We start from the raw sequence: 14,975 nt of genomic DNA, 5'->3' as shown, positions 1-14,975 counted from the left end.
TATCAATTACTGCAATAGATGCTGAATGTTTTTCTACTATCTTTTCAAAATGAACATTTATTGGTAAAGTATTGCCTAAATCTTGTTCTTTCGGGTTAAAGTTTACTCCTTCTGAATTTGCTACTCGCCCTAACAACAAATCTTCCTCTTCAGTCGTTAATATGGAAACTTCTGATATCTTTTTATCTTGATTTTCTATTATTTGATGTAATACCGTATTAAAATGATTTTGTATCATCATTATAGTACTAGCATCAAATAAAGCTACATTATAACTAAATTGAATATTCAACTCTTTTCCTCCAAGATTAACATCAATAGTTAATGGGTAATTAGTTTGCTCTTGAACCATAATATTCCCAATATCAAGAATACTATCTTCCTCTTTTAATGCTTCAGAAATAGGGTAATTTTCAAATACTAGTATACTATTAAACAAGTCTCCTTGAATACCACTAAACCTTTGAATATCTGCAAGATTTGTATACTGATGTTCTCTAGATTTCATATGTCCTAGTTGTAACGACTTAAGCCAATCTAAAACCAAAGCACCTTCTTCTAACTTAGCATAAAGTGGTAATGTATTAATATACAACCCTATTCGATCTTCAGAGTTTTCTAGTTCTGCTGGACGTCCAGAAACTGTTACACCAAAAACAACATCTAAATCGCCAGTATATTTAGAAAGTAACAAAGCCCAAGCTCCTTGAACTAATGTGTTAATAGTTAAATGATTTTGTTTAGCATATTTTGTTAAACGTTCTGTAAAATCAGCATCAATTATTAATACGTTTTCTTTTGCTTTTCCAATTTCTTTATTACTAGATATACTTTTTGAAAACGGTAATAAACAAGGTGAAGTCAATTCATTTAAATATGTTTTCCAAAACTTTTCTTCATCGAAAATATTTCTTTCAGCAATATATTTTATATAATCTTCATACTGTTCTTCTTTTCTATGCGGTACTGAATTTCCTTTTACTAAACATTCATAAGTTTCTAAAAACTCTTCCAATAAAATAGATAAAGACCAACCATCAAGTATAATATGGTGACTTGTGAATACCATTTTATAACTCGAATCACTAATTTTTATAATTGCAACTCTTAGTAAAGGAGCTTCTGTAAACACAAACCCTTTTTTAAGATCATCTTCTAAAAAAGTTGCTAACTTCTTATCCTGTTTTGTTGGTGAAAAACTACTATAGTCTTCCACAGTAAAAGGCATGGTTACATCTTTATACACACATTGCACAGGAATACTAAATTCTTCATACAAAAAACAACTTCTTAAAATAGTATGATTTTGTATTACATAATTCCATGAAGATTCAAATGCATTTAAATTTAATTCGCTAGGTAAATCAACAACAAGCTGATCAACATAGGCGCTTGAATCTTCATCATATAATTTATGAAATAACAATCCTTCTTGCAAAGGACTTAATTTATATATAGCTTCTGGTTTTTTATGCTTTTCCTTTAAATATGCAATTAACTCTAATTTATTGTTTTTCATAAAAGGAATTATTCCTTCTGGATCTTCATTAAAATCATATGGATCTTTATTAAATTTTTCTTTATCCATATTAAGAGATAATTCTCCATTTTTTTCTACTAAAAACAGATGTAATCCTTGTAATTTTATAATAAAATTTTTCATTACTTTTATATTGAAGTTGGTTTTTAGATTTTGAAAATTTCTTCTAAATCTGTGGTTGTAGTACTTAAAAATTTATTTAATTCTTCATGTTTTATTTCTTTTTCAAGACCATAATCTGAAGGTGTATATACTCTAGTTTCTTTTTCTTTACAATGACGTATCAAATCTTTCAAATTTGACACATAAGAATTTGCTAATTCTACTATTGTTTCAACATCGTATTCTTTTGATGAATAGCTCCAAGAAAGTTGAAGTTTTCCATTTTTAACACCTCCATTAATTTCCAGTTTATTATTAAATGGTGTTGAACCCCCTATCTCATTTCCTTGAAATTCTGTAGCTTCTGTTATCCAAGAATTTGTTTCAATAGCATTATCTAATTGCCCTAGATAATTAAACACAATATCCCATTGGACTGTAGATAAACGATTTCTTATTTCTTGAGACGGGTGCATATATTTTAAAAGACCAAAGCCCATTCCTTTATTTGGTATACATCTTAAATTTTCTTTTGTGCTAGTTAATACATCTCCTAAAGACATTTCCTTTTTTATAGATAAACAAACGGGATACAACGTAGTAAACCAACCTATCGTAGTATTTACATCAACTCCTTCAGAAACCTCCTCTCTTCCATGTCCTTCTAAACCAATAATAACCTCTTCATTATTACTCCACTTACTAATTGTTAATCCTAAACACCCTAATAGTACGTCATTGATTGTAGTACCATAAGCTTGATTTATTTCTTGCAACAACAATGAAGTATTTTCTTCATCTAAAATCATTTGATATTCTACAACATCGCTATATAGATTTTTAGCTACTGTTTTTTTATCTACAGGTAGTGTTTTATAAGGTGTATGAATTTTAGACCAATACCCTACTTGTGAAGCTATAGTTTTTTTAGTTACATACTCTTGTAAAGCTAGTCCCCACTCACGGTAAGAATTCCCTTTTACACCTAAATTTAAAGTTTTTCCTTGTTCTAACCCATCTACAATACGACTTAAATCAGATAATAAAATACGCCAAGACACTCCATCTATAACCAAATGATGCCCTACCATAAACAATCGATTTTTTTCTTCTCCTTCTGGGGTCTTTATTAAAACCATTTTAAAAACTTTTCCAGAATTAATAGCCAAACTTTCCTGATATAGTTCACATGTTTTAGTAATCGATTCTGGTAATTTTCCTAAATCGATATTTGATAAGTTCACCTTTTCTAAAACACCTTTATCGTTTCCATAAGACTGATTCCAACTAGTATCTATTTGTTGATATTGAAAACGTAAAGCATCATGATGCCCCATTAATAATTCTAGTGCTTTTTGAATTGAACTTGGTTTAATTGATTTATCAACTGAAACCAGTACTGATTGATTATTAGCTACACTCTCTACATACTCATCTTTAAAATAAAGTTGTTGAATAGGTAATAATAAACTATCTCCTTTTAAGGTTCCTTGTTCTCCTAGGTTTACAGAAACTGCATTAGTTACAACATTTGAAATCTCTGAAATAGTTTGATTTTCAAATAAATCACGAGGTTTAATATGATATCCTAACCTTTTCATTTGACTAACCACTTGAATGGTTATAATAGAATCTCCTCCTAATTCAAAGAAATTATCATAAACTCCTACTTGTGAAACTCCTAATAATTCTTGCCAAATATTCACCAAGTGTTCTTCTAACTCATTACGTGGAGAAACATAATTATTTATTTGAATTGATCGTTCTCCTGAAAATTCTGATTCATATATTGACAATAACTTCTTTGCATCTACCTTATCACTTAAGTTCTGAGGAAACTCTTCTACTATACAATATTGTGATGGATGCATGTATGTTGGTAATTCAGACTTACTCAACTCATGCAACAACTCTGTTATTGAACCCTCATCATGATTTAAACCTATAGTACTTAATACCACAAAGCATAATAACAATTCTTTATCAGCTTCATCTTTATGAACTAAAACATGAATATCTTCTATTGATTCTGGCTTTCTTAATACAGAAGCGATTCCTTCTAACTCTACTCGATGTCCTCGTATTTTTACTTGATGATCTTCTCGTCCTAAAAACTCTATATTTCCATCTGGTAACCATCTTCCTAAATCTCCCGTTTTATAAAGTACGTCTCCTAATAAATCTGGGTATGGGTTGGGTATAAAACTCTGAGATGTACGTTCTGGCAACCCTAAATAACCTGCTCCTACTCCTACTCCACTTACACATAACTCTCCAGTTACTCCTATTGGACATAATTGTAAATTATCATCCAAAATAGCAACATTCATATTTGGTATTACGCGACCTATTGGAACTCTTGATTGACTCTCTGGAAAGCCTTTAGTTATCTCAAATTGAATTACATCATCAGATGCCTCACATGGTCCATAAGCATTCAGCAAACGGATTTCTGGATAAATACGTCGTAAATCATTCACCAATCCTACTGGAATTGCTTCACCAACTAACATTATCCATTTTAATGTTGTTAATGCTATTGCTCTTTTACTTTCTTTTATATAAGATAATAAGCCCCACATATAAGTTGGAACAAACTCTACCAAGCTTACTTTTGTTCGGGTAATCGTTTCTAATAATGACTCATAATCTAACAACTCATATTTATCTACAATTACACTTGCTCCTCCTTTTAATAATGGTCCTAAAATTTGCCATACTGAAATATCTGAACCTATTCCTGCACTTTGTAAAAAACGGAAACCATCTGCTAACTCTAATAGTTTATACTCTGCTAATAAATGGTTCATTGCTCCGTCATGACGTGTAATCGCTCCTTTTGGTGCACCTGTTGAGCCTGATGTATACAATACATAAGCCCAACTATCCATTCTATTTATATTGGGTGGATTTACTGTAGGTTGTTTTTCTACAAATAAAGAGTCATAAACGTTTATTCCTTGAACCTCTATACTATCTAATAAATGAGTTGGTAACTCATCAATTACTATAACATTTGACAATGAAACTTTAGTTAACCCTGATAATAACGCTGAACTTGTTATTAACACAGAGAACTCATTCTCTGACAACATTTTCTCTATACGTGAAGATGGATTTTGGGTATCTAAAGGAGTATATACTCCCCCTGATTTTAATATACCCAACATACAACTTATAAATTCTCCACTTCTATCTAAGTACACTCCAACACTCTTCTCTTCTTTTACACCTATTGTTAATAATTGATGGGCTATTTGATTGGCATAACTATTTAGTTCTTCATAATTCCACGTTACCTCCTTATCAATTACTGCAATAGATGTTGAATACTCTTCTACAATTTTTTCAAAATGAACATTTATTGGTAAAGTATTGCCTAAATCTTGTTCTTTCGGGTTAAAGTTTACTCCTTCTGAATTTGCTACTCGCCCTAACAACAAATCTTCCTCTTGAGGGGTTAATACAGATAAATTATCGATGCTCTGAGAAACGTTTTCTGTTGTATTAATTAATAACTCTTGATAATGTAGTAGCATTTGTTTTATACTACTTTCTTCAAACAAATCAGTACAATATTCCATACGCAATGAAATTCCTGATGAATGTTCTGTAGCTACTAACGTAATATCAAACTGTGATGTTTTTTCTTCAAAGTCACAAGAAGCAGCAGTTAATTCCCCTAATTTAATTTGCTCATTTTTAGCAGTATTCTGCAAATCAAACATCACTTGAAATAATGGAGTCATACTCATATCACGAGTATTTACTACTCGATCTACTACTTTTTCAAAAGGAGCCAATTGATGATCATACCCTTCCAAGGTTGTTTGTTTAACATCTGCTAACAACTTCTTAAAGCTAAGATCATTATTAACATCACTTCTTAAGGCTAATGTATTTACAAAAAAGCCTATCATATCTTCTACTCCAGATTGTGTTCTATTCGCTATAGAAGTTCCTACACAAATATCATTTTGCCCACTATATTTATATAGTAACACTTTAAAAGCAGACAACATAAACATAAACACTGTAACTCCTTCATTTTGGCTAACTTTTACAATAGCTTCTTTTAATGATTTATTCAATTCGAAATTAATGCTTGCTCCAACTGTACTTTGAACAGACGGACGTACTTTATTTGTAGGTAACGATAATACAGAAACTCCCTTTAATTTATTTTCCCAATATGCTAATTGGTTTTCTAAAAAATCTCCCTCAATAAATTTCCTTTGCCATAATGCATAATCAGCATATTGAATTGATAAATTAGGTAATGCTATTGATTTATTTAATCGTAACGCTTCATAAATGGATACTAACTCATTTATAAAAATTGGAATAGACCATCCATCACTTGCTATATGATGAAAAGCACAAGCTAACGTATACTCATTTTGACTTACTTGAAAAATACATGCTCGAAACATATAATCATCAGAAATATTAAATGGACTACCTATAAACTTAGCTACCATTTCTTTTTCATTATCGTTATTGGTTAGCGTAACTTTTGTCAACTCCCAAGCTTCTGACGATATAACTTCCTGATAACCTACCCCTTCTATTGTATGAATTATTGTTCGTAAAACTTCATGACGATCCACAATCATTTTTAATGAATCTTCTAAAACAGTTAAATTTAAATTCCCTTTTAACTTTAAACCTCCAACAATATGATATTCATCTGTTCCTTGTAACTGATCTAAAAACCATAATCTTTCTTGGCTAAAAGATAACGGAATACGCGCTGTTTTATCTTGTGAAACAATAGTTGGTAATATTGTTTTCCTTGAATTTATTACTAAATATTTTTCTAATCCTGCTATTGTAGGATGCATAAAAATAGTTTTGATAGCAACTTCAATTTCCATCTTCTTTCGAATCATCGATACCAATCGTGTTGCCAACAAAGAATGTCCTCCTAATTCAAAAAAGTCATCATAAACTCCTACTTTATCCAACTCTAATAACTCTTCCCAAATCTCTACTAATACTGATTCTACTTCATTTCTAGGGCTTACATATTCATTACTCGATAATTTAGAAACATCTGGTAATGGTAGTTTTTTCTTATTTATTTTACCATTACTAGTTAAAGGCATTTCTTCTAATTCTACCCAAATTCGTGGTACCATATAATCAGGAAGCTTTAAGCTCAAGTAATTTTGTAAGGTATCTTTTTCTATAGTTCCATCAACAACCACATACCCAACTAAATATTTTACTTTATGCAAATCTTCTTTTGCTAAAACACAACAATGCCTAACATCTAAACAAGTTGATAATACATTTTCAATTTCACCTAACTCAATACGATAACCTCTTATTTTTACTTGATCATCTTTTCTCCCTACATATTCAATATCTCCATTAGACAATAGGCGTCCTAAATCTCCTGTCTTATATAATTTTGATTCTTTATCTGTATCATACGGATTTGAAACAAATTTCTCTCCTGTTAATTCTTCACGATTCAAATACCCTCTAGATAATCCAGATCCTGAAACACATAATTCTCCAATAATACCAACTGGTAAAAGCTGTAAATTATCATCAACTATATAACAATTTAGTGTTGGGATTGCTCTTCCAATAGTGCTTTTAGTATCTTCTACTTCTTTTTCTGTTATTTCTTTATAAGTAACATGTACAGTAGTTTCTGTAATTCCATACATATTAATTAATTTACATGTAGGATAAGATTCTTTCCACTGTTTTAAATACGAAGGGTTTAATGCTTCACCTCCAAAAATGACATACCTAACTTTATGTTTTTCAGTAGTTCTAAAGAACTCTTCTTGTAATGTATAAAACGCTCCTGGGGTTTGATTTAAAACAGTAACACCTTCTTTTATTAATGTATTTTTAAAAGAAGTTGTATCCCTTGTTTCAGTATCTGGTATAATAACTAAACGCCCACCATAAAATAATGCTCCGTACATTTCCCATACTGAAAAATCAAAGCAGAACGAATGAAACATAGACCATACATCATCTTCGTTAAAATCAAACAAACTACCTTCATGAAAAAATAATCGTACCACATTCAAATGTGTTAATAAAACTCCTTTAGGTTTCCCTGTACTTCCTGATGTATAAATTACATACGCTAAATTCTCGGGCGTATACTCTGGTTTTAATTTAGTTTCTAACTCAAGAGAAATAGAATCCCAGTCATTATCTAATAAAACAATATTTAACGCTGATAAATTTCCAATAGCAGATACACTTTGTGTTGTACTTAATACTATAGATACTTCTGAATCATCTAAAATATATTCAATTCGATCTTTAGGATAATTAGGGTCAACTGGTACATAAGCACCTCCAGCTTTTAAAATCCCTAACAATCCTATTATCATTTCAAAAGAACGTTCAATGCAAATCCCTACTAAATCCTCTACAGTTACTCCTTGCTTTTGTAAAAACCTAGCTAACTGATTAGATTGTTTATCTAACATTTCATAAGTCATTTCTTTTCCCTCAAATACCAAAGCCACTTTTTGTGGTGTTTTTTGGACTTGTTCTTCAAACAGACTTATTATAGTTTTATCTTTTGGATATAAAACTGATGGAGTATTAAAAACATTCAACAAACTATTTTCTTCTTTTTTTGTAAGTATTGATAGTTCATTTATTGGTTGATTATTATCAACAACTACATTTTCTAATAATTCTTGATAGTGAGCAAATAAGCGATGAATTGTTTCTTCTTTAAATAAAGCTGTACAATATTCTATACTCAATGAAATTCCTTCACTATGCTCTTCTGCATTTAATGTAATATCAAATTTTGCATTGGTGTTTTCATCGGCATGTAATGAAACATCCAATCCATCAAGATTCGTATCTAATACATCTGGTGTATTTTGCAAAACAAATACTGTTTGAAATAAAGGGGACATACTCATATCTCGAGTTTCTACCACTCTATCTACTACTTTCTCAAAAGGAACTAACTGATTATCATAGCCTTTTAAAGTTACTTCTTTCACACGTTGTAAAACTTCTTTAAAAGTTGGATTTTCACTTAAATCAGTTCGTAATGCTAACGTATTTATGAAGAAGCCAATCATATTTTCAACTCCTGATTGCGTTCTATTAGCTATTGGAGTACCCACACAAATATCATCTTGCCCACTATATTTTGATAAAAGCACCTTAAAAGCAGATAGTAGAAGCATAAATAAGGTTACTTCTTCTTGCTTACAAAGTGTATTAATTTTATTCTTTAAACTTTTATCTAATTCAAAAGTTACCATTTTACCTGAAGTATCTTGAACTGATGGTCTTGAATAATCTAAAGGTAATGACAATGAGGATACATCTAACAACCTCTTTTCCCAATAAGACAACTGATTTTCTAATATTTCACCTTGTAAATATTTACGTTGCCATATTGCGTAATCAGCATATTGTAATGATAATGGAGGTATATTTATTTCTTCCTGTTTTACTAATGCACTATATATTGTAACTAATTCTTGGGTGAAAATACTTTCTGACCAGCCATCACAAGCTATGTGGTGAAAAACAACAGCTAATACATAATCGTTTGTTCCATCATCATAAACACGTGCTCGAAACATATAATCTTTAGAAAGATCAAAAGGAATTGCAGAAAATTCAATAATATCATTTTCAATTTCTTCTTTTTCATTTACAATAGCTGAACTTAGTTTCCATTCGTTAAGTGAGAGAACTTCTTGATATCCTATACCGTCTTCTGACTTTATTATTGTTCGTAATACTTCATGACGATCAATAATTTTATTTAATGATTTTTCTAGTATTGAAATGTTTAAGACTCCTTTGAACTTTAACCTACCAGACATATGGTACTCTCTACTTCCTTGTAATTGGTCTATAAACCACAAGCGCTCTTGACTAAAAGACAATGGAATACGGTTTCCTCTTACTTGAGCTACAAGACTTGGCAATACAGCTTGCTCAGAAGACTTTTCTATATGAAGGCTCAATCTTTCAATTGTAGGATTCATAAAAATCGACCTTATAGTAACTTCAGTATCCATTTCTTTACGAATTACTGATACCAAACGAGTTGCTAACAACGAGTGACCTCCTAACTCAAAGAAATTATCATAAATACCTATTTGAGAAATGCCTAATAAATTCTGCCATATAGCTGTTAATTTTTCTTCTAATTTGGTGCGCGGTGCTTGGTAGTTATTTGTTTGTAGTACTCTATCACCCGAAAAATCTGATTCATATATAGTTAATAATTTCTTACCATCTACTTTATCACTTAAGTTCAAAGGAAAGTCTTCAATAATACAATATTGTGAAGGGTGCATATAAATTGGTAGCTCTTTACTACACAAATCATTTAACACCTTAGCTATTGTATGCTCATCGTAATTTTTCCCTATTTTACTTAACACTAAAAAGCACAATACTAATTCCTCTCCTTTGTCATCATTATATACTAGTACATAACTATCTTCTACCCTATCAGATTTCCTAATTACTGAAGCGATTCCTTCTAACTCAACACGATGTCCACGAACTTTTACCTGATGATCTTCTCTTCCTAAAAATTCGATATTTCCATCTGGTAACCATCTTCCCATATCGCCTGTTTTATACATAACATCTCCTAACAAATCAGGAAATGGGTTATTTATAAAACTAGTCGCAGTTTTTTCTGGTAACCCTAAGTAACCAGCCCCAACACCTATACCACTAACGCAAATTTCTCCAACAACTCCTATTGGGCATAAACCCAAACTATCATTTAAAATAGCAACATTCATATTTGGTATTACTCTACCAATTGGCACTTTTGACTGCTGCTCAAGTAACTCCTGTTTAATTTCATATTGAATTACATCATCTGAAGCTTCACATGGGCCATAAGCATTTAAAAGGCGAACTTCTGGGTAAAGCTCTCTTAATTCATTAACTAAAGCTACAGGAATAGATTCTCCAACCAACATAACCCACTGTAAATCTAAGGCTACTGGTTTTTTAGTTTCTTTAATATAAGACAATAAACCCCACATATAAGTAGGAACAAATTCTACGATATCTACTTTGGTTTGATTTATTGTTGATATTAACGTTTCATAATCTAGTAATTCAAATTTATCAACAATAACACTTACCCCTCCTTTTAATAAAGGGCCTAAAATTTGCCATACTGAGATATCTGACCCAATACCTGCACTTTGTAAAAAACGGAAACCATCTGGCAAGTCTAATAATCTATATTCTGCTAAGAGGTGATTCATTGCACCAGCATGTTTAGTAATCGCTCCTTTAGGTGCTCCAGTTGAACCTGAAGTATACAATACATAGGCCCAACTATCCATTCGATTCTTATTTACTGGATTTGTTGTTTTTTGGTTTTTTAAATTTTCTTTATCATATAGAAATAACTCCTCTTTTTCGTAAACTTCTTTTAATTCAATAGAGGCCTCATCAATTAAAACAATAGGAATATCCTTAATTATTTTTAATTCAGACAATAGTTTCGATGTTGTAATTAAAACTGAAAAAGTATTCTCCTTTAACATTTTTTCAATTCGTGATGGTGGATTCTGTGTATCTAAAGGAGTATATACTCCTCCTGATTTTATTATTCCCATCATGCTACCTACAAACTCTGCATTTCTTTCTAAATATACTCCTACACAATTTTCTTCTTGAATATTTAAACTTAATAACAGATGAGCAATTTGATTAGCATAGATATTTAAATTGTTATAAGTCCATGATATTTCATTATGAAGTATTGCTATCGATGTTAAATTTTCTTCTACTACATTTTCAAAATGTATATTTATTGGTAAATCATTATTCAAATCAACAGCCTTCGGATTAAAATTAAATCCTTCAGATGTAGATATTCTTCCTAATAATAAATTTTCTTCGAAAGAAGATAAAAGCGATAATGAATTAATTTTTTGAGTAGAATTACTAACTATACTTTTAAGTAATTTTTGATAATTACTAAGCATTCGACTGATAGTACCTTCTGTAAATAAATCAGTACAATATTCTGCCTGAAGTAATAATCCATCACCATGATCTTCAACTGTAAAAGTTAAATCAAACATACTCGTAGTATGGTCTATATTGTATCTAGCTATTTGTTCAGTTCCAAACTTTAAGTTCTCCATATCCAAATCTATTTGCATATCAAACATTACTTGGAACACAGGATTATATCCCATGTTTCTTTCTGGAGCTATTTTCTCTACTATTTTTTCAAACGGAACCAATTGATGTGCATAAGCCTGAATACTGGTTTGTTTTACTTGCTTCAACAAAGTAGTAAAAGATGGATTGTTGTCTAAATCACTTCTTAATGCTAATGTATTTACAAACATTCCTACTAAAGATTCTACATCTTTAGTTGTTCTATTCGCTACTGGTGTACCTACGCAGATATCTGTTTCTCCACTATATCTATACAAGAGCACTTTAAAAGCAGACATCATTAACATAAACAATGTAACTTCTTCTTTTTTAGCACACTTTTTTAAACTATAAATCAATTGATCATCTAAGGCTAAAGCAACTCTTCTTCCTTTTTTACTTTGAACTATTGGCCTTGGAAAATCATAGGGTAATGTTAAAGGAGTAACTCCTTTTAATTGAACTTCCCAGTATTTCAATAAACTTTCTAAAACATTTCCTTTAAAATATTCTTCTTGCCAAAACGAATAATCAACATAGTTAATTGATAAAGGTTTTAAACCATCTTTTTCTCCTTCTAATAAAGCAGAATAAATTGTAGTTAATTCATCTAAAACTATCTTTCCTGACCATCCGTCTAACGCTATATGATGTGCTACTAAAAGTAATTTATATCCATTAGAAGTACCTTTTATTAAAAATAACCTAAATGGATAATCTGATGATAAATCAAAAGGTAAGCTAATTAATTCCTGAATTTTACTGTTTTCATTTGAATCTAACTCTACATACTCCATTTCAAATGAATCCTCAGAAAGAATATTTTGATGTAAATCTCCTTCTTCGTTTGATTGCAATACAGTACGTAAAGCTTCATGCCGCTTTACCAATTTCTTTGACGCTCTTTTTAGTAAATTCACATCAATAGATTGAGGAATAGTAAAAGCTTTAAAAACATGATACTCTATACTTCCTCCTATTTGATCAATGATCCACATACTCTTTTGAGCAAAAGAAGCTGGTATCTTGTCTCTATTTGTAACTATTCTAGGAGTAATTGATTGAATCGTATTATGATTCGTTTTTTCGTCATCTATTAATTCGGTTTCAACATAAACAACAACATCTAACAAAGTCTCCAATTCAAAAAAAAGTGTTGGAGACACCTCTTTTTTAATATATTCTGATAATACTCCGGATAAACGAACTACTTGTAGTGAACTTAATCCTAAAGTTGCAAATGAATCATTTAAATTAACCTGAGAAGGAGTAATTTGTAATAAATTACTTATTTCTTCTCGTAACCAAGTTATAAGTTCAGTTTTATTATCTGCTTTTTGACTACAACTCTCTATTAACTCTTTTTCTTTTTTCTCTATTTGTTCACCAGCTGTCCACTCTTCTAAAACACCACCTAAATCACCAGATTCATATGCTGTTTTAGTTCCTAATCGTTGTATTTTCCCACTTGATGTTTTCTTTATACGTCCAGGGTTTACTAACACAATTTTATATATAGACAACTCATGTTCTGCTAATACTAGCTGACAAACTGTTTTTATAATTTTTTCAGCATCATAATCACGTATACTAGTACGTTTTACCTCTTGTATTATTAATAGCTTATCAACTCCATTAACTTTTATTGTTGCCGCAGCTCCTGCATTATTTTGTAAATCAGGATGACCGAACTGAACAGTTCTTTCTATATCCTGAGGAAAATGGTTTACTCCATTAAAAATCATCATTTCCTTTAAACGTCCTGAAATATATATTTCATTACCATTTAAAAAACCAATGTCTCCAGTTCGCAAATAAGGGCCATCATTCTCGTTTTTTATTCCTTCTACATTATTTGTATAGGCTTCAAATATTTCTTTTGACAATTCGCTTTTGTTCCAATATCCTTTTGTAACGCTATTCCCTTTTAACCATATTTCACCTACTTCATCTTCTTTACAAATTTGTTTTGTTTCCGGGTTTACAATTCTTGTTTTTAACTTTTTATGTACAGGTCCGTTTCCTACTAACTGAATGGAATTTTCAGGTGTAGAATTGAGAAGTACTTTCCCCTCATGAAGTTCATTTTTCTTTAATGAAATAATAGTTGGTTCCTTATCGTACTCACAACCACTAACTACCAGCGTAGTTTCAGCCATCCCATAACCTGGAAACAATGTTGCTCTTTTAAATCCGTAGTTCGTAAATCGATCTGCAAACTTTGCCATTGTGCCTGGGCGAATTGGTTCAGATCCATTAATAGCAACTTCCCAGCTACTTAAGTCTATTTCTTTTAAATCTTCTTCTTTAATTTGATTTGTACAAAGGTCATACGCAAAGTTTGGAGCACAACTCATAGTCCCTTTATATTTAGAAATTAATCTTAACCATCTTATAGGCTTTTGAATAAAAGCTGTTGGTGGTAAAATAATTAGTTCAAACCCTACAAATAATGCCTGAATAATATTACCAATTAACCCCATATCATGGTATATTGGTAACCAAGAAACACCTATTGATTTTTTTGTTGTTTTAAAACAATCTTGAAATATTTCACTGTTATCGATTATGTTAGCATGATTAACAATTACTCCTTTTGGATCTCCTGTAGAACCAGAAGTGTACTGCAAAAATGCAATTGTGCTCGTATTTATTTTTGGAAAGACTTGGTTGAAAACAAACTCTAATGTATTTGTTTTTAACCAAGAAACATTTGCAAAAACCTCATTACTAAACCACTTAATATTTTTAGTATAAACAACATCAGTTGTAAGTACTAATGTTGCTTTACAATCTATTGTTATTTTTTCTAATCGTCCTATTCTTCGTTTTCCTTGAGGTGGAAAAGCAGGAACAGCTATTACACCTGCTAATAAACATCCAAAAAAAGCATCTGCAAACTCCAAACCAGAAGGATACAATAATAAAACACGATCTCCTGGCTTAGCATGTCTTAATATATTTGAAGCTATTATTTCAGCTTTTTTATATAATTCTAAAAATGTTCTTGAATCATTTTCTTCTTCTCCATTGGCAAAAAACCTGTATAAAATTTTATTTGGTGATTCATCTAAATGCTTTTTAAAAATATGCATTAATGTATCTTCTGAAAGTTTTTTTTCAGAATTCAAATCGTTAAATGGTAACATTTTTTTGGATGTTTTTT

General features: G+C 30.7%; 2 protein-coding genes. Both read right to left on the bottom strand.

All coding sequences use genetic code 11. From position 1 onward, the window contains the following. On the bottom strand, window positions 1-1,663 hold a 1,663-nt coding region (locus DS884_RS17420; RefSeq protein WP_233487182.1), incomplete at its 3' end, for a condensation domain-containing protein. Between the two features lie 23 nt (window positions 1,664-1,686). After that, on the bottom strand, window positions 1,687-14,958 hold the full coding sequence (locus DS884_RS17415) for a non-ribosomal peptide synthetase (protein WP_113787665.1): 13,272 nt from the start codon (window positions 14,956-14,958) through the stop codon (window positions 1,687-1,689). Between the last annotated feature and the right edge of the window lie 17 nt (window positions 14,959-14,975).

The sequence above is a fragment of the Tenacibaculum sp. E3R01 genome (assembly GCF_003318185.1).
In the GTDB taxonomy this organism is placed as follows: Bacteria; Bacteroidota; Bacteroidia; order Flavobacteriales; family Flavobacteriaceae; genus Polaribacter; species Polaribacter halocynthiae.
The sequence above is the reverse complement of the archived record's forward strand: the minus strand, read 5'-3'. Positions and strand labels throughout refer to the sequence as shown.

Bases quoted from the DNA above. Each gene is read 5' to 3' on its own strand.
- DS884_RS17415 (WP_113787665.1), bottom strand. From the start codon at position 14,958: ATGTTACCATTTAACGATTTGAATTCTGAAAAAAAACTTTCAGAAGAT.